16 protein-coding genes, 1 tRNA gene and 1 riboswitch are annotated in these 17,941 nt (G+C 58.9%); of the genes, 6 read left to right on the top strand and 11 right to left on the bottom strand.

Translation table 11 applies throughout. The features are described 5' to 3' along the window. Nucleotides 1–8 precede the first annotated feature (8 nt). The 7 genes from ACQUQP_RS07435 to ACQUQP_RS07405 all read right to left on the bottom strand — a co-directional run bounded on the left by ACQUQP_RS07435 (nucleotide 9) and on the right by ACQUQP_RS07405 (nucleotide 5,442). Nucleotides 9–587 carry a cupin domain-containing protein gene (locus tag ACQUQP_RS07435; RefSeq protein ID WP_432698165.1) on the bottom strand — a complete coding sequence of 193 codons (579 nt, stop codon included), beginning with the start codon at nucleotides 585–587 and terminating at the stop codon, nucleotides 9–11. A 19-nt stretch (nucleotides 588–606) separates the two neighbouring features. Beyond that, nucleotides 607–1,410 (bottom strand): cyclase family protein, encoded by an 804-nt coding sequence (locus ACQUQP_RS07430; RefSeq protein ID WP_432698164.1) that lies wholly within the window; start codon nucleotides 1,408–1,410, stop codon nucleotides 607–609. A gap of 94 nt (nucleotides 1,411–1,504) precedes the next feature. Further along, nucleotides 1,505–2,638 (bottom strand): FAD-dependent oxidoreductase, encoded by a 1,134-nt coding sequence (locus ACQUQP_RS07425; protein ID WP_432698163.1) that lies wholly within the window; start codon nucleotides 2,636–2,638, stop codon nucleotides 1,505–1,507. A 26-nt stretch (nucleotides 2,639–2,664) separates the two neighbouring features. Next, nucleotides 2,665–3,009 carry a Rieske (2Fe-2S) protein gene (locus tag ACQUQP_RS07420; RefSeq protein ID WP_432698162.1) on the bottom strand — a complete coding sequence of 115 codons (345 nt, stop codon included), beginning with the start codon at nucleotides 3,007–3,009 and terminating at the stop codon, nucleotides 2,665–2,667. Nucleotide 3,010: 1 nt separating this feature from the next. Continuing rightward, complete coding sequence (locus tag ACQUQP_RS07415) at nucleotides 3,011–3,937, bottom strand: VOC family protein (RefSeq protein WP_432698161.1); 927 nt, start codon at nucleotides 3,935–3,937, stop codon at nucleotides 3,011–3,013. A 45-nt stretch (nucleotides 3,938–3,982) separates the two neighbouring features. Continuing rightward, the gene (locus ACQUQP_RS07410) at nucleotides 3,983–5,140 is read right to left on the bottom strand and encodes an alpha/beta hydrolase family protein (protein ID WP_432698160.1); all 1,158 of its coding nucleotides are present in this window, start codon (nucleotides 5,138–5,140) and stop codon (nucleotides 3,983–3,985) included. Nucleotides 5,141–5,366: 226 nt separating this feature from the next. Further along, nucleotides 5,367–5,442 (bottom strand) — tRNA-Thr (locus tag ACQUQP_RS07405). Between the two features lie 201 nt (nucleotides 5,443–5,643). On the opposite strand from ACQUQP_RS07405, the gene ACQUQP_RS07400 reads away from it, so the two are divergent. Genes ACQUQP_RS07400 through ACQUQP_RS07380 form a run of 5 tightly spaced genes read left to right on the top strand, consistent with a single transcriptional unit; the run spans nucleotide 5,644 to nucleotide 10,219 of the window. Continuing rightward, nucleotides 5,644–6,753, top strand: coding sequence for a 4Fe-4S dicluster domain-containing protein (locus ACQUQP_RS07400; protein WP_432698159.1), 1,110 nt, complete (start codon nucleotides 5,644–5,646; stop codon nucleotides 6,751–6,753). After that, complete coding sequence (locus ACQUQP_RS07395) at nucleotides 6,750–7,598, top strand: FAD/NAD(P)-binding protein (RefSeq protein WP_432698158.1); 849 nt, start codon at nucleotides 6,750–6,752, stop codon at nucleotides 7,596–7,598. The genes ACQUQP_RS07400 and ACQUQP_RS07395 overlap by 4 nt, the downstream gene beginning before the upstream one ends. After that, entirely contained in the window at nucleotides 7,598–8,407 is an 810-nt protein-coding gene (locus ACQUQP_RS07390; RefSeq protein ID WP_432698157.1) for a sulfhydrogenase subunit delta, read from the top strand. Before ACQUQP_RS07395 ends, ACQUQP_RS07390 begins: the two co-directional genes overlap by 1 nt. After that, a complete protein-coding gene (locus tag ACQUQP_RS07385; RefSeq protein WP_432698156.1) occupies nucleotides 8,397–9,695 on the top strand; it encodes a Ni/Fe hydrogenase subunit alpha in 1,299 nt (432 codons plus the stop codon). The genes ACQUQP_RS07390 and ACQUQP_RS07385 overlap by 11 nt, the downstream gene beginning before the upstream one ends. Beyond that, complete coding sequence (locus tag ACQUQP_RS07380; protein ID WP_432698155.1) at nucleotides 9,692–10,219, top strand: hydrogenase maturation protease; 528 nt, start codon at nucleotides 9,692–9,694, stop codon at nucleotides 10,217–10,219. The genes ACQUQP_RS07385 and ACQUQP_RS07380 overlap by 4 nt, the downstream gene beginning before the upstream one ends. On the opposite strand, the gene ACQUQP_RS07375 is transcribed toward ACQUQP_RS07380, so the two are convergent. Both ACQUQP_RS07375 and ACQUQP_RS07370 read right to left on the bottom strand, forming a co-directional pair. After that, nucleotides 10,156–10,983 carry an ATP-grasp domain-containing protein gene (locus ACQUQP_RS07375; protein ID WP_432698154.1) on the bottom strand — a complete coding sequence of 276 codons (828 nt, stop codon included), beginning with the start codon at nucleotides 10,981–10,983 and terminating at the stop codon, nucleotides 10,156–10,158. The genes ACQUQP_RS07380 and ACQUQP_RS07375 overlap by 64 nt on opposite strands. A 340-nt stretch (nucleotides 10,984–11,323) precedes the next feature. Next, nucleotides 11,324–11,968, bottom strand: coding sequence for a TetR/AcrR family transcriptional regulator (locus ACQUQP_RS07370; protein WP_432698153.1), 645 nt, complete (start codon nucleotides 11,966–11,968; stop codon nucleotides 11,324–11,326). 279 nt (nucleotides 11,969–12,247) lie between these two features. Between ACQUQP_RS07370 and ACQUQP_RS07365 the strand changes: the two genes are divergently transcribed. Further along, nucleotides 12,248–13,453, top strand: coding sequence for a multidrug effflux MFS transporter (locus tag ACQUQP_RS07365; RefSeq protein ID WP_432698152.1), 1,206 nt, complete (start codon nucleotides 12,248–12,250; stop codon nucleotides 13,451–13,453). A gap of 40 nt (nucleotides 13,454–13,493) precedes the next feature. Here the strand turns inward: ACQUQP_RS07365 and ggpS are convergent, their stop codons facing one another. Then, a complete protein-coding gene (gene ggpS / locus ACQUQP_RS07360) occupies nucleotides 13,494–15,779 on the bottom strand; it encodes a glucosylglycerol-phosphate synthase (protein WP_432698151.1) in 2,286 nt (761 codons plus the stop codon). A 523-nt stretch (nucleotides 15,780–16,302) separates the two neighbouring features. After that, nucleotides 16,303–17,574, bottom strand: coding sequence for an HDOD domain-containing protein (locus ACQUQP_RS07355; protein ID WP_432698150.1), 1,272 nt, complete (start codon nucleotides 17,572–17,574; stop codon nucleotides 16,303–16,305). Between the two features lie 152 nt (nucleotides 17,575–17,726). Then, a riboswitch (cyclic di-GMP riboswitch) is annotated at nucleotides 17,727–17,801 on the bottom strand. Nucleotides 17,802–17,941 lie beyond the last annotated feature (140 nt).

Genomic DNA, 17,941 nt, shown 5'->3' with positions numbered 1-17,941 from the left:
GCCGGGCATTAACGGCCCTGTAGCGCTTCTGCCAGCGCCGGATCGTAGCGGCCATCCACCAGAATAAAGGCGATGCGGCAGGGTTTGCCGGAACGGTTGGCCCAGGCGTGATTGGTACCGCGCTGCACCACGACGCTGCCCGGCTTCAGGGTCACCTCGCCCCTGTCGAGTACCAGTACCAGCTCACCTTCCAGCAGAATGCCGTAGTCCACCGTTTCGGTACGGTGCATCAGCGGATGGGGCGAATCCCCCTTCACGGTGGATGCTTCCGCTTCACCGATCTGGCTGAACGCCGCATCCATCGCCTCGGCGCCGCGGGCGAGAAACTCTTCGCTATCCGGCGGAATATCGACGATGCGAATACGGGTGCCGGACGCTGGCGGTGACAGCTGAAGATCACCGAGGGTGGGGTCTTCGCCGTTATCGACCGCTGCCGGCGTCGCGTCTGTGGCCCAGATTTCGTGGAAAACCGTGCCGGGAATCGACTCGATCTCGACCACCTTGGGCAGCTCGCCTTCGCTGGCAACCTGGGCATTGCCCTCTGCATCATGGCCGGTGACAACCCTATGAATCGGAGGAAAGCTCATCTCTTACTCCCTGCTCTATTCACTCTTCGTCAAAGATCGCCACGGCACGGGTCCAGCCCGCGGAGGCGCCACGGATCTTGTGCGGGAAGCAGCTGATCATAAAACCGGTGGCCGGCAGGGCTTCCAGGTTGTGCAGCTTTTCCAGGTGGCAGTAGCCGATATCACGGCCGGCCTTGTGCCCTTCCCAGATCAGGCTTTTGTCACCGGTTTCGCGGATACGCTCGGCGGTGTAGCTGAACGGGGCATCCCAGCTCCAGGCATCGGTGCCGGTGAGACGTACACCACGCTCCAGCAGATACATGGTCGCTTCATAGCCCATACCGCAGCCGGCGTTTACGTAGTCGTTGTTGCCGTAGCGGGAACCGGCGCGGGTGTTCACTACGACGATATCCAGCGGCTGCAGCTCGTGGCCGATCCGCTCAAGCTCCTCTTCAACCTCTTTGGCAGAGACCACATGGCCATCCGGCAGGTGACGGAAATCAAGCTTCACGCCCTGCTGAAAACACCACTCCAGCGGCACCTGGTCGATGGTCATGGAGGGTTTTTTCTCGCCCAGTTTGGCATCCTGGGTGGAGTGAAAATGGTAGGGCGCGTCCAGGTGGGTGCCACTGTGGGTGGTACAGGTGACCCACTCGGCAGCGGCGGCCTCGCCATCAGGAAAATCTTCCGGTGTGGTGCCCGGCAGCATCTGCACAAACTCATGCACGGTTTCTTCATGGGTCTGGTAGGTAATCTTCGGCGCCAGCGGCGGCGGGTCCGAAAGCACATCGTTTTCCAGAAAGATCGACAGATCGACGAAACGACGATTGGGATTGATCGCCATTGTTTGTCTCCTTAAAACTGTGGGGAGCAACGCCCGGGAGAAGCCGGGCGTTTGATCGGGCTCTTGATCGGGTGCTTATCAAGAGCGGATGGCGTCAGATCGGTTGCGCCAGCGTAGCCATCGACTCACGCATGATGCTCGCATGCTCGTCGCGGCTGCCGCCGCTCTTCTCGATCTCGCACAGGGCCGCGGAGTTCTCGATCACCATACGGCAACGCTCCCAGCGACGCGCTTCGAACGCCTTCAGACCCGCTTCGATATCGGCATTTTTGTCCAGCTCTTCGGCCAGTACCATGGCGCTCTCGATACCTATGCCAGCACCGGAAGCCAGATGTGGAGTGGTGGCGTGGGCGGCATCGCCGATCATGACGATCCGACCGGTGTGCCAGGGCAGCGGCACCAGCAGGTTGGCCAGCGGGCGGTAGTCCACGTTCGCCTCTGGCTTATCCAGCTCATTGGCCAGTTCCTGCAGCATCGGCGCCGGGAATTCGCGCACCAGACCTGCCAGCACTTCGGCCTGGTTTTCCGGTTCCACACGATCATCGATGGCACGATCTTCGGTTAGGAACATGTACATCTGGGTCTCGGAGATCGGGTTAACCCCAACCTTGGTGCGGCCCATCCACATGCGCGGACGCACTACATCTGCCGGTCGCGGCAGCACGGCGCGCCAGACACTCTGGTGAATCGGCTTGGGCTGGGGCGCATCGGGGAAGTAAGTTTTACGCACGCTGGAGTGCACGCCATCGGCGGCGACCACCAGATCGTATTCACCCTCGCTGCCATCGGTAAACTGAACCCGGGCGCCAGTGCCGGTCTGGGTAATTTCGCTGTAGCTGAGCCCCAGGCGTACGTTAGTACCGACTTCTACACACTTATCCGCCAGAATTTTTGCCAGTGCAGGGCGCAGAATACCGCCACCGCCTGGCAGCTCACGCTCATGTACCGGCGGGCGTGTAGGCAGCTGAACGACGAACTCACCGGTGGCCGCGAAAACATCGAAGTTTTCGCTGACGTAGCCATGTTCCTTGAACTGCTCATAGACGCCCAGTTCGTCAAGCGCACGCAGCGAGGGCCCGTTAATGGAAATACCTGCGCCTTCGGGGCGCCATTTTTCGTCGATCTCTACCAGATCGACCTCAACACCGGCCTTGCGAAAAGAGATCGCCGCCGACATGCCGGAAAATCCGCCCCCGATGATGAGGACCTTGTTCAAACCCGCTGCCATGATGACACTCCTGTTGTTTTTATCTTTTACTCGGTCAGGTAGACGTTTCCATCCGGGTCCTGCGACAGGGGCACGGCGGTCAGGGAATCGCCCTGACAGGGCCCGTCGATGCAGAGACCGGATTCAATATCGAATTGCGCGCCGTGGGCAAAGCAGACGATCAGCGAACTCTCTTTATTGAGGTAGGCGTGCCTGCGCCAGGCCATGGGAGCGCCGGGCTGGTGGGGGCAGCTGTTGCGGTAACCGTACAAAGTACCTGCGCGATTGACCACAAACAGCTCGTCCTGACCGTCCCCATCCAGATCGAAGCCTCTCGACTCCCCTTCCGGCAGCTCACCGACGGCACACAACCGCTGTCGGCTGGAGGACAACTTACTTGCCTCCGCCCGGCCCCGGGATCCACTTCTCGCGATACTGGAACAGGAATGCCTGGGAGATTTCCGCGCTGATCGGAATTTCGCGGGCCACCCACTCCTCATCGTGCAGATCCATATCCGCGTCCATCTCCATGCGGGCACCGAACGGGCTGTTGAAATACCAGAACCAGTTGGAGCCCATCTGGTGACGGCCCGGCCCCCAGAACGACTGGTAGCCTTTTTCGACCATGCGGCTGCCGGCGAGCATCACCTCGGTGGGGCCACCGAAGTGGAAGGTAAAGTGCTCCAGACCGCGCATGAACTCAGGCGCTTCGATCATGAACAGGGTGTGGTGATCCCGGGTGCCGGCCGGCTGCATAAATGGACCTGCACCAACCAGACGGTCGGTGACGCGGAAGCCAAGGCGATCACGGTAGAAGGCTTCGGCCTTGGCGCCATCCGGCACAAAGTAAACCAGGTGTGACAGGGAACGCGGAGTAATCTTGACGTTGGGATCAACGCCAAGTTCATTCAACTGGCGCGTGGGCGCGCCGCTACCCGGTGAGTGAACCACTTCCGCAGGCGCTTCATAAGCGCGTCGAATAGTCAGCTGGAAGCCAAGAGTAAAGCCCATATCGTCCACGGACTCGATAGAACCATCATCCAGACGACGAACCTCTCGGTCCTTGCCCAGCTCTTCAGCCACGGCATTAAGGGTTGCCTCATCAGCAACGCCATAGATGGTTTTGCGCAGCTGGCAGCCGTTGCCCATATCGGCTGGCAGGCTGGCATCCTCTTTGGGCGCGATCAGGATGGCGGTGCCATCCATCGCTTCAAAGCGGCCATCGCCGACCGGGGTCAGGCCATAATCTGTCAGGTACTGGGTGCAGGCTTCCAGGTCATCGACCCCGAAGAGCAGCGCGTCCGGTCCTATAATATTCATGCTTGATCCTCTTTATTCTTGTTAAGCGCTGTATGTGGACAAGGCTTATGAGGTGTGGCCACCCAGCTTTTCGGCGACCCAGTCTACGATATATGCGCCGCTGTTGGCGGAGTTATCGAAGCTGCCATGCTGAATCCCGCCTTCCCGCTTGGTGAAAATCTTCAACTCACGATCCGGGCTGTTAACCAGCTGCTCGTAGGTGCGCTTGGCATATTCCAGCGGAATCTGTGAGTCCTTCTCGCCGTGAGTCACCAGGAATGGCACCTTGATGTTCTCGACAACGCCATCCAGATGGACCTTCTCGGCGATCTGCATAAACTCATCGACATCCTTGGCGCCCCAGACCCAGCAGACGTGCTCCCAGTAATGCGGCACCGGGAAATCACCCTCGCGTTTCAGGCGGGCCTTCTGCACCGCGCGCCAGTCGTGGTTCGCACCCCAGACAACACCGCAGGCAAAGCGCGGCTCATAAGCCACCGCACGGGGACAGAAATAACCGCCGAGAGAGACGCCTTCCATGCCGATCCGCTTGGCATCCACCTCAGGATGCTGCTCCAGCCAGTCCACCACCTTGGAAGCCCAGTGCTCAGCGTTGTAGATCGCTTTCAGCCCCTGCAGACGCAGCGCCTCGCCGGTGCCCGGCTGATCGATAACCAGAGAGGACACACCACGCTTGGCAAGCCAGCCGGGCATGCCAACGAAGTACTTCATCTCTTTGGTGGAATCCAGGCCGTTGACCTGCACCAGCAGCGGCGCCTCGCCTTCGACGCCTTCGGCGCGGACATAAAGGCCGGTCAGGAAGGAATCACCGTAGGGGATCTCGACACGGACACAGTTATCTTTTGCCAGGTCGATCCCGCGCAAAAACGAGTCCAGGAAACGCTGGTAGAGTGCTTCGCGACCTTCGGAGCCATGCCCCTGCAGACGTTCGGCCGTGATGTAGTAGTTGGAAGCGCGCTTGTACTTGTCACCGGCGGAGATCATCCGGCCGCGCTCTTCATCCTCTTTGGCAAGCTCACACAGCTTGTCCGCCATCTTCTCCCAGCTTTCACGGAATGCCCGTGTACCCTCGGCATCCTGCTGCTTGGCGGCCTCCTGAAGCGGCCCGCACATCTCTTCGATTTCACCGATTCTGGCGCCCATCTCGATCGACAGATCGACCGACAGGTTCCAGACATAATTGGTTGGAAAGTATTTGAACACCGCAACTACCCCGATAGCTATTATCTAAACGTCACCCTGAAGGTCGGGTGACTTTGCGACTTTCACAGGCTACTCGGAGCGCTGACATCGTAAAAATCGTTTGACCGGATGACATATATCGGTATCGCAAATACCTCGAGAAGCGACGAGCTCAGTGGATTGCAGTTACTAACCAGCTTGATATTGCCTGGATAACACAAAGATGAGCGGCAGAGGTTAAGCCAGATGGTGCCGTTAAGAGGACTCGAACCTCCGACCTGCTCATTACGAGTGAGCTGCTCTACCAGCTGAGCTACAACGGCAATATGTGGAAGACCCGGGAGTAAACCAAGTCAAAGTGGGCAAAAAAATATTAGCAACGGCCCCAACCCGCGGCAAGACTCCAACTTGTCGTGACGCGCACAACCTTCTATTTTATGTGGGAATAATCTATTGCCGATTTCCGCTGCAGATTCTCAAGTAACTGTAATAATAAAAACACTAACACCCAGGAGTGAGTTGCGATGGAAACACCGGGTTTCCTGCCGATGGAGCGGTTTCAGAGCTTGCTGGAAGAGCTGACGCGGGACGGTTTCCGCTGCGTGGCACCCCAGATCAAGGATGGCGCCCTGCTGTTTCAGACCATCGAGCACATCGACTCACTCCCAAGCGGTATAGAGCAAACCCAGGCGCCGGGTCACTATCGCCTGCAGCAAACCGACTCACCTCGCCATTTCAGCTGGGCCAACGGCCCCCAGGCACTGAAACCCCAGACCTTTGCGCCGCGCGAGACGCTCTGGGTTTCAGAAGTCACCGCAAACGGCGAACTGCGCTTTCACGAAGCCCCCACTGAAACCGAGCCGCTGGCCGTCATTGGTGTACGTGCCTGTGATCTGTCCGCGCTGCGACTGCAGGAGCAGCACTTTCAGGGTGCCCAGAGCGACCCGTACTTCAGCGCCCGGCGCCGGCGCCTGTTCCTGGTGGCGGTGCACTGTACCCATCCGGCCGCTACCTGCTTCTGCGCGGCAACCGGCGACGGCCCCGAGGCCACAGAGGGTTTCGACCTGTCGCTGTACGAAACCGACACCGGCTACTTTGTCACCTCCGGCAGTCTGAAAGGCGAAACACTGCTGCACCGGCTGGATGTCGACCAGGGCGATGCGACGCAGTATGCCAAAGCACGGGATGAGGTGATTGATGCCGCCGGGCTGCAATCCCGACAGTTACCCGAAGGGGATCTGCAGCAGAACCTGTTCAACAACCTGGAGCACCCGCGCTGGCAGGAGGTCGCCGAACGCTGCCTCAGCTGCGGCAACTGCACCCAGGTCTGCCCGACCTGTTTCTGCCACAGTGAAAATGACGTGCCGGATATTTCGGGGTTGAAAACAGCCCACGAGCGCCAGTGGGACTCCTGCTTTACCCCGGGGCACAGCTACCTCCACGGTATTACGCTGCGCCAGGAAACCTCGCAAAGGTACCGCCAGTGGCTGACGCACAAATTTGGCAGCTGGCATGAACAATACGGCCGCAGCGGCTGTGTCGGCTGCGGACGCTGCATCGCCTGGTGCCCGGTGGGAATCGATCCCACCGAGGAGCTGGCGGCGATCTGTAGTGCCGAGGCTAAGCAGCCATGACCGTGAACCCCTATCTGCCAATGGAAGCGGAAGTGGTGGAGCGGATCCAGGAAACGCCCACCATTGTCACCCTGCGTCTGCGCCTGACCGACGCTGATGCACGCCACCGTTTTTACTGCGCGCCGGGACAATTCAACATGCTCTACCTGTACGGTGTGGGCGAGGTGCCGATCTCGATCAAATCCGGTCCCCAGGGGTTTCTCGACCAGACACTGCTGCTCGATCACACCATCCGCGCCGTGGGCCGGGTCACCCGGGCACTGGTCAGGCTTCAGCCCGGTGACCGGCTTGGGCTGCGCGGCCCCTACGGTCAGGGCTGGCCGATGCAGCGTGCCCGCGGCCAGGATCTGCATATCATCACCGGCGGGCTGGGCTGCGCCCCGGCGGTATCCGTGGTCCATGACCTGATGCGCCAGCGTGAGTACTACGGCCATATCTCGGTGGTACAGGGGGTTAAACATGCCGATGATCTGATCTGGCGCGAACAGTACGAACACTGGTCGGAACAGCCGGACACCCAGGTTTTACTGGCCGCGGACCAGGCGGATAGCCGCTGGCAATGGCACACCGGCATGGTCACCGGCCTGCTGGATAAACTGAAGCTGCAACCGGAGCGCTCCATCGCTTTTCTGTGCGGTCCCGAGCCGATGATGCGGGCCTCAGCGGAGCGACTGATCGAGCTGGGCCTGGATGCAGACCGGATATGGCTCAGCATGGAGCGCAACATGCAGTGCGCCGTCGGTCACTGCGGCCACTGCCAGTTCGGCGCCGCCTTTATCTGTCGCGACGGTCCGGTCTTCAACTACCCGCGGGTGCGCGACCTGCTCGGAACAAGGGGATTTTAATGAAACCCTTTGACGAAAATCCCCGCATTGCGGTGCATAAATTCAGCTCCTGCGACGGCTGCCAACTGGCGTTTCTGAATCTGGGCGGTGATCTGCTGACGCTGACACAAAGAGTCAAACTGACCCACTTTCTTGAAGCGGGACTGGACGATCCCGACACGCCGGTGGATATCGCCTTTGTCGAGGGCAGCCTGTCCACACCCGACGAGGTGAAGCGGATTCATCAGGTTCGCGACAACTGCCGCTACCTGATCAGCATCGGCGCCTGTGCCACCGCCGGCGGACTGCAGGCGCTGCGTAACCTGGATGACAAGCACGATGAGTGGCGCGACGCGATCTACGCCCGGCCGGAGTTTATCGATACCCTCACACATGCACGGCCCATCGCCTCTGAAGTCCGGGTGGACTATGAGCTCTGGGGCTGCCCGATCAACAGCCGCCAGCTGGTGGCCACCATCAACTCGCTGCTGTTCGGTGTGCCGCCCTTCGACGATTCCGAAAAGCTGTGCCTGGAGTGCAAGCGCCAGCAAAAGGTCTGCGTCATGGTCACCGAGGACAAGCCCTGCCTGGGGCCGGTCACACGCACCGGCTGCGGTGCAATCTGCCCGAGTTTCGGCCGTGACTGCTATGGTTGTTACGGTCCCGCAGAGAACACCAATACGGCGAGCCTGAGCCGGCGCTTCGCCGGTATGGGGCTGGTACCCGAAGCGATAGCGCGGCGCTTTCTGCTGATCAACAGCGCCAGCGAGGCGTTCAACCGGGCGGGCCTTGCCGCACGCACTGCCGGGGAGGATGAGGATGGGAAATAAGCGCCGCATCCAGATCAACGTGCCCGCGCTGACCCGGGTCGAAGGTGAAGGCTCTCTGACCCTGAAAATCGAGCAGGGCCGGATCGAGCAGCTGCAGCTGTCGATCTTTGAACCACCACGCTATTTCGAAAAATTTCTGGAAGGCCGCGCCTGGCACGAGGTGCCGGATATCGTCGCCCGTATCTGCGGAATCTGCCCGGTGGCCTATCAGATGAGTGCCGTGCAGGCGCTCGAAATGGCCTTCGATCTGACACCATCCGACTGGGTCCAGCGCATGCGCCGGCTGTTTTATTGCGGCGAATGGATACAGAGTCATGCGCTGCATATCCACTTGCTGGCCCTGCCCGACTACCTGGGCTTCGACAGCGTGATCGGCATGGCGGCAAAACACCCGGAAGAGGCTCAACGGGGACTCGCGCTGCAGGCGCTGGGTAATGATCTGATCAAGCTGTTTGGCGGACGCTCGGTACATCCAGTGGGAGCCCGTGTGGGCGGTTTTCACCATGCGCCGGACGTGGACGCAATGGCCCGGCTACATGAACGCTTGCTGGCTCTGCGTCCGCAGGCACAGGCGCTGACCGACTGGTGCGCCACCCTGCCGATGCCCGACGTGACCGACGACTTTGTCTCGGTGGCGCTAAAGCATGAGGCCGAGTATCCGTTCCACACCGGTCGCCTGGTAAGCTCAGCCGGCCTCGACATCGACTCGACAGAATGGGAGCAGCATTTCCGCGAGGAACATGCCCCCCACTCCACCGCGCTCTGGTCGTTGCTTGAGGACAAGCCCTATCTGGTCGGCCCGCTGGCACGGGTGAATCTGAACGCCGCACAACTCCCCGCCGCCCTGGTAACAAGGCTTGAACGCCTGGGGCTGCGCTTTCCCAGCGACAACATGTTTCACAGCATGCTCGCCCGGGCGGTGGAGATCGAGATCGCCATTGAGGAGGCGCTGGCGATCAGTGGCAGCTACCGCTTGCCGGAGCGCCCCTTTACCGAGGTAACGCCCAAAGCGGGTATCGGCTACGGTATGACAGAAGCGCCGCGGGGACTGCTCTGGCACCGTTACGAAACCGATGACGCAGGACTGATTCGATCGGCACGTATCGTCCCCCCTACCAGCCAGAACCAGGCGCGAATCGAGCAGGATCTGCATCACTCACTGCAGGCGTTCGGACTGGATCAGGACGAAAACGAGCTCAGGCTTCACTGTGAGAAAGTGATCCGCAACTACGATCCCTGCATCTCATGCGCCACGCACTTTCTGCGCTTAAAGCTCGATAGAGGATGAACGCCCGCCTGAGGATTATCGGAATCGGCTCTCCCAGTGGTGATGACCGCCTGGGCTGGGAGTTGATAAGTCGTTTGTCCGCCAGACTTGGCGACAGGCCTGATGTGGAACTGATTGCGCTGGATCGACCGGGGGTCGCTCTGATCGATTATCTGTCAGGTCAGGAGGAGTGCTGGCTGGTGGATGCGGTGAAGAGTGAACAGGCCCCTGGCTGCTACCTGCAGCCGGGGCTTGATCAGCTGCTGCAGGCGGGAAGCGCTACAGCTGGATCACATGGCGTTGGCCTGGCCGAAAGTCTGAACCTGGCCGCTACTCTTGGCCTGCTTCCGCACCATCTCGAACTCCACTGCATTACGATCGGCACGGCGGACCTCCTCAGCGAGCAGCTGAGCACGACGGTTGACGCAGGTGTTGACGGACTGACGCAGCGCTTTGTTCAGCGCCTGGAAAAAGATGTTGTTCATACAGCTACCTTCAAAGGTGGAGTGGGTTCTTTCGGATCGTCATCCGGGTCGTCAGACTGACCCTCTGCGATCAAATACGCTTTTATCGCTTCTGCCACTTTCCCGTTCAGCCCCGGCAAACCGGTATTCCCGAACAGGCGGTTGAACTCCAGCACATAGGGATGGCCATCAACCATCGCAATATCAAAGCCGGCATGGTTGATCTCCAGCGTCTTCGCCAGACGCAGCGCCAGCTCTATCACGGCCTCGGGTATCGGTGTCTCACCGTCCACGCGGCCACCCTGTGACAGGTTGTTCAAAAATCCATCGAAACCCTGCAATCGCCAGAAGCCACCGACCACCCGCTCACCAACGACAATGATCCGCAGATCCCTGTCGATCGGTAACCATTCCTGCGCATACAGCACATCGGTCCGGGCACGATAGGCATTCCAGTCCTGTAACGAGCGTATCAGCCATACCCCCTGCCCCATCGACGCCTTTGGCAGCTTGGCGACAAATGGCAAGGGCATAAGTGACCAGATACGTTCCGCACCGCTTTCGGTATTTGGTTCGATCAGGGTCCAGGGTGTGTTCCCGGGAGCCACCATCTCGAAAGCCCGGCTCATCTCCACTTTGTCGTGACCGATCAAATAGGTCGCAAGACTGGGGAAGATCCGTCCTTTTAAACCATAAAGGATACCGCCGAGTTGCCAGTACTCGGGAAAAAGCACCCACTCAGCATCCGTGATCTCCGCCTTGTGCCGGAACATATACTCCGGTTTGATATAGCGGACATCGGGCAAGCCGAGTGCACGAAACGCATCAAAGGATACGCACTGCATTAGAGTTTCTCTGGATGTAAACCCGCCGGCGGATCACCGGTCGGGGGCGTTAAGCAACTGGACCAGGAATCTGGTCAATTGGTCAGAAGCGGGGCGCATTGTAAGCGCCCGAGAGGCCGCTTGTCAGTCTTTTTATTGGTGAATTTTTTTACACTTCTTCATGACGATTGATTGATATTTAATCAGTATCAAAACGCGTCAGTAACTTAGATTCAGCAACCCGATTTTAACCGCAGCAATCGGTTTCAACAGTTCTTCTATTACTGTTAGACTCGCCTGATTAACAGTTTCTTCCCAGGTCGGTGGATGGTGATACCACACCGGCCTTTTTTCTTTCCGATCACTGTCGATCTGCCGCCACGCCATTGAGGAACATCTCAATGCCCTGCTCCAGACTTTTCTCCGGCAGATCCGCTGGAAACTGGATACCGAACAAGCCCTGTTGATGCCAGGGCTGCTTGATCAGCTCGATAAACTGGCAGGCGGCCAGCTCACAACTATCGACCCGCAGATGCCCCTGCTGCGCCTGAGTCTGCAAGAATTCAGTCAGCCTGGCTCTGACCCGTTCGGGTCCGTTGGCGTAGAAAATCCGCTGAATCTCTTCACGGTCCGCACCGTTGACGGAGATAACCAGCCGAAACAGCGCGATCGCCTGCGGTCTGCTGATATGTTCAATGAAACGACGGCCAAAGCTTCTGAGCCCGCTCTCCAGATCCTCATCCCAGACGACACGGTCATCAACGCTGTCGAACAGGTCGTTGGTCGCCTGCTGCGTCATCGCTTCAAACAGGCCCAGCTTGTTGCCAAAACAGCGGTAGAGGGTACTCATCGAGCCACCTGCACGTTTCATAATTTCGCTGATACTGGCGTTCTCGAACCCCTGCTCAAGAAACACTTCGCGGGCCGCATCCAGTATCCGCCGCTGGCGCTCACGCCCTTTCGGCGTCAACTTCTGGGTATCGCTACACTGCTCGGAACTGCTCATATCTCCCCACGGATTCCCGCCACAAGCGGACAAAGTGCCAAGTATATCGGTTATACCGGTGAGTCCCCATCGCTACTGGACTCAGATCAATAGTGTAATGTATATTACATTATCTATATTTACTTTACACCGGCCCGTCACTACATCATCACGCCCGGGCCCGATACTCAGCCATCTGGCACAAATACCCCGGCACGCCCGTGCGCCCCTTTAGCACTATTCTGCACCTGTTCGACTGCCTGTCCGGTGGCCGGACCTGTTACTTTATCGGAGACACGCATGAATCCAGGCTCGACCAGCCGACATATTCCCGGCTTTATTTTTATACTCGCCGCCCTGACAGCGCTGGCCCCCCTGGCTACCGATGCGTACCTGCCCGCGGTGCCCACCATCGCGCAATCACTGGGAGCCAGTGTGCATCAGGTCGAAATGTCGATCAGCTTTTTCCTGTTCGGCTTTTCCATCGGCCAACTGTTCGGCGGCCCCTTCTCCGATCATTTTGGCCGCCGAATCGGTATCTTCACCGGCCTGGCCCTGTTTCTCACCGGCTCACTGGCGATCATGTTCACCCCCAACGTGGAATGGCTCTGGGGCTTTCGCATCCTGCAGGCTCTCGGGGGCGGTATGACCGTAGTGAACACCCCGGCGATCGTAAGGGATCTGTACAGCGGCCGGGAGAGCGCCCAGACACTGTCACGCATGGCGGTGATCCTGATGCTGGCACCGCTGATGGCACCAATCCTCGGCAGTGTGGTGCTGCAGACGCTCGGCTGGCATATGATTTTCGGCTTACTGCTGATCTATGGCGCGATCATCGCCACGCTGATCTACCGGGCACTACCCGAGACAAGAGAGATTCAGAAAGACCGGCCCAATGCGGTCAAACGCTACTGGATGGTGCTGCGTAACCGCCATGCTGTCGGTTACCTGGCCTCGGCCTGCTTCGGATACGGCAGTCTGTTCGCGTTCATAACCCATTCGCCCTCGGTGTACATGGGATATTTCAACCTGTCGGAGTCGGTCTACCCCTTCGCCTTCGGTGCGAATGTGTTTTCCGTGTTGATCATGAACAAGATCAATATCCGCATGCTGGCAAAGCATGCTCCCAGGAGGCTACTGCTGGCAGGTCAGCTGATACAGCTGGTGACCGGTATCGGGTTGGTACTGTTTGTCGCTTTTGGCGGCAGTGAGCTGAACATTTTCCTGTTCATCGCTCTGGTGATGCTGTTCTTTGGCTGTCACGGGCTGGTCAGCGCCAACTCGATGGCCGGTATTACCGACTTTTTCCCGCGCAACAGCGCGACGGCAACCGCTCTGATGGGCGCCTGCGGCTTCGCATTCGGTGCAATATGCGGCTCGGTCACCAGCCTGTTTGCCGATGGAACACCGCTGCCCATGGCGATGATGATGTTCGCCTGCGCCCTGCTTTCGCCACTTGTCCGTATGCTGCTTCAGATGGGACCGGCGCCGGCTCCCTCCGATTAAGGCGGGACCCGGGCCGGCATTTAAGACCTGAAGTCAGGCCTCAGGCAGGCTCACCGAGCTCCATTTTGCCGGACACGGCTTCATCCCGTTTATCCTCGTTGCGGGCGCCGGCGATAAACTCGCTGCCCCAGCGACGGATATCATGGTAGGTGACGATATCGTAGAGCAGACGGATACGGGTCGCCGCTTCACTCGGTGTCATCACCAGCCCCTGGTAGCAGCGCTCCGCCAGGTCATGCAGGTCATGGGGGTTGGTCAACAGCGCACCATGCAGCTCGGCGGCCGCGCCGGTAAACTCCGACAGAACCAGCCGTCCGGCGCCACCGGTGAGCCCCTGAATCGCGACAAACTCCTTGGCAACCAGGTTCAGACCGTCACGCAGCGGAGTGATCCACATCACATCGGCCCGCTCATAGAACGCCGTCAGCTGCTGCATCGGGAAACCGCGGTAGTAGTAGCGGATCGGCGTCCAGCCCACCTGGGCGAAACGGCCGTTGATACGCCCCACCGCCTGCTCAATATCGGCCACCAGCTCCTGGTACACCTTGATCTCCTGGGCCGCCGGCACACAGATAATTACCAGGGTCACTGCGTTGATCATATCCGGGTGAGCATCGAGCATTTTTTCGAACGCCAGCAGCTTCGGCAACACGCCCTTGGTGTAGTCGAGACGCTCCACCGACAGGATCACCTGCCCGTCGCCCTTTTTACCCACATCCTCTTCCAGCAGGCGCTTCTGTTTGCGGTAGGCGCTGGAATCCAGCGCCTGTTTCATCCGGTCGATATCCAGGCCCACCGGATGAGCACCCAGGCGGATGGTACGATGAGTGGTTTCGATCTCGGTGGTCATTTCGCCAAGGCCGGCGGCGCAGCCATAGGTCAGGAAGCGAGGCGCACAGGGCTGGCGTTCCTGCACCTGGAACGGCATGACACCGCGCACCACGTCGACAAAGTTTTCCACCTGTCGCGGGATATGGAAGCCGACATAGTCGCACTGCAGCAGGCTGCCGACGATCTCGCGGCGCCAGGGCACCACGTTGAAGATATCCGCTGACGGGAAATGGGTATGGTGGAAAAACGCGATCTTCAGGTCGGGGCGGCGCTCACGGAGGTAAGCCGGCACCATCCAGAGGTTGTAGTCGTGAATCCAGACCAGCGCACCTTCAGCCGCCTCTTCCGCCGTTTTTTCGGCGAACTTGCGGTTCACCTCACAGAACACTTCCCAGTGATCTTCACGGAACTCCGCGCGTTCCCAGAAGGTGTGAAGCATCGGCCAGAACGCCTCCTTGGAGAAGCGCTTATAGAAGATATCCACGTCTTCCTTGACCAGCGGTACGCGAGAGCAGATCAGGTTGGGATAGGCTTCCTTATCCACACTGGTGTGGGTGACGAAAGGATCTTCGGTACCGTCATCGATACTCCAGGCGATCCAGGCACCGCGGGTACCGTCGGCAAAAAAGCTTAGCAGCGTCGGCAGAATCCCGTTGGGCGAGCTGTGCGGCTGGCGACGCACCTTGCCTTTCTCACGTACCTCTTCATAGGGCAGACGGTGATACACCATCACCAGGTCCGATGTGCCGCGCTCGGTATCGTCAAACCCCTCGTGGGCCACACCCTGAGGACCAAGAAAGCCGAAGTGACTCATCGCATCCAGGATACCGCTGCAGCCGGGCTCATCCGAATGCAGAATCCAGGCATTCTTCTCGGTGGCATCCAGCAGGTCCTGTTCCGAGCCCCCTACACAAACCCCCTTGAACTGCCCTTCGAGCATCGGCAGATCATTCAGCGTATCGCCGGCTGTAAGAACATCGTCCTCATGCTCGCCCATGTACTCGACCAGGCGCTTGAGTGTCGCGCCCTTGTTGGCCCCCTTAGGAAGAAAATCCAGGTAGTAGTTGGATGAGTACAGCAGGTCACAGCCCAGATCCTCGGCGATCTGACGAACTTCATCGGTGACCGCATCGCGCTCACAGAACCAGGAACTACGACGTGTCTGTGGCACCTCCTGGCGGCGGATATTTTCGAACCGCTCCATCGCCTGAACAATAGGGATATCACCGGGCCAGTTCTGCTCAATCTCTTCAAGCAGCTCGGACACCGGCTGCAACGTAGCGCCATCGATGACCGTGGCACCCACATCACAAATAATATACTCCGGCTCGGGAATCCCAGGATCGGAGAGCAGCGGCATCACCGCCTCAAGGCCACGCCCGGTAACAAAGACCAGGCGAATCCCCGGGTGGGCATTGATCAGTTGATAAAGGCGCGCCCTGTCATCGGGGTTACCGCTGAGAAAAGTACCATCGAGATCGGTCGCTAAAATCATATTTTGGACTCCTTCACGTGGATAGAGGCCGGACGCGGCAGAAAACCGGAACCCTCGGTCAGCCACTTGGCGGCAGGCGGGTTCGACGGTTTGAAACAGCGCAGGTTTTCCAGAACCTGCCATCTTATGCACAAAAACAGTGCAGGCAGGCCTGACGGAAAACCGACATCCGGAATGAGAATAGGGTATGAAAGGCTGGAATGGGGTGAAGACAGGCTTGAGGAGCGACCCACCCAAGCGGTGCGCGCTGGCGTAGAGATAAAACTTGAAGGGGTATTTCGATTACAAATCAAATACATAACTTGCCAGCAAGCCGATATGTTCGAAGATGCTGATCGGCTCTACCCAGCGTGGCTGCTTAGCGGCGACGTGTCAACGTGGCCCCAGCATTCAAAGCAACCTCTGTTATTACCTCCTGTTAGAAAAACGACGCGCCCGGGGATGTTCTCCTCGTACGTTTAGGGAATATGCAATTTGCGAACCACCGCTTGGGCGAGCGGTGGTCTGGCAGGAAGGGAAATACTCAGGCTGACTCGGCCTGTTCAGACTTGCGCATCCGGACACGATAGGCATTGGCGGCCATCTTCCAGCCCGGCAACTCCCCTTTCAGATCCAGGCGCTCGATATATCCCTCGCTCAGCGTCGCGGACAGGTCGACCCCGAGCTCGTTGTCGATGGTCGGCAGCAACGCATCGGCGATATGCACGGCACAGAGCGGGCTAAAGGTTTGACCGACTGACTCCTCCGGAGAGTGGTGCAGCATCACCGCCTCCACCACCTGAGGTGACAGGTTCCACATATCCAGCAGATAGGCACCCAGCTCCGCGTGAGTCACGCCATACGCCATGCGCTCCACCAGATGCAGCGGCTGCTTCTTGCGTGCCGCAAAACGCAGCACCTTGAGGTATCCCTCACCCTGCTCGGCGGCGAGCATCAACATGCCGATATCGAGCAGCAGTCCTGCCAGGAACGCCTGATCCTTGATCGCCGGGTTCCCCTTGGCGAAAGGTGTGGCAATCTCCTGGGACAGACGTGCCACGCTGAGGGCACGCTGGTTCATTTTATCGAAGGAGAAAAGTTTCCAGCCATCTCCCTGCGGGTAATGGGCGTTGAGATGCCCGGCAAGTGCAAGACCACGTACCGTGCGCACGCCCAATAGCGTCAGCGCTTCTGTCAGGCTTGAAATGTGCCGGCTCAGGCCGAAGTAACTGGAGTTCACCAGCCGGATTATCCGCGCCGCCAGGGCCGGATCACGCTCAACGATCAGGGCGATATCACGGGTGCTGGTGCGCTCACTGCTCAGCGCGTTACTCAGTTCCCGGTAGATCGAGGGGGATGAGGGAAGCCGGCGGAAAGCGGCAAAGGAGCGCACCACCTTGTCACGGTAGAGCTGACGGGTCACCTGAACCGTCTGCTCAACGGAGCTTACGATCTCGGCAATACTCGCGCCCTGGAAAATGGAGCGGTGCACCACATCCAGGGCTTTCGCCAGCTTAGCCGAGCTGAGTGGCGGAGAGAGCAGAATACGGGCGACTTTCGGCTTGACCTCTCCCACCTGCTTGAGGATACCGATCTCGCGCTCAAAACTGGAAATGGCGCCTACGATGACGGCGTCAAAGGCGGTCTGCCGCAACAGCTGGAGGGCAACACGGGGATCATCACTGCGCACCACATCCCAGTTACAGCCTTCCTGCACGAGGCCACTGCCCCAGGTTACAAATGCAGAGTGTGGATCGATCAATAGAATTTTCAGTGGCCCGGAATCCTTGGTGCCACCTGTGTCAGCCCTGTCCATATCGCGCTCGTCAATTAATCGGTACCCGGCGATAACCGGCGCACCTGTAACCCACAGACTCGCTCAGAGCAGTTGTCAGTTCTGAGCGTCTCCCAAAGTAAAAAGCATACTTCAGATCCTCAGAAGTGGTGGACTCTTCTAGTTCACTCTCCTTCGACAGCCCGGCCATCCCAAAGGGATCCGTGACTTTGCGTCACCCGATTGCTCGGGGTTTGCCTTTTCGAGAAAGGATCCGGATTAATGATGATCAGAGGGAGCAGACACGCGTTACCACGCAGTGCTTGGTAACCACTCCCTGTTTAGGGGAATATAGCACAAGGCTGTTCGAAGAATGAACAACGTTGCCATTTAACTCCACTAAATCCCT

Origin of the sequence: Marinobacterium sp. YM272, assembly GCF_050908845.1 — a bacterium.
In the GTDB taxonomy this organism is placed as follows: Bacteria; Pseudomonadota; Gammaproteobacteria; order Pseudomonadales; family Balneatricaceae; genus Marinobacterium_D.
This window is presented reverse-complemented; position numbering and strand designations above follow the sequence as displayed.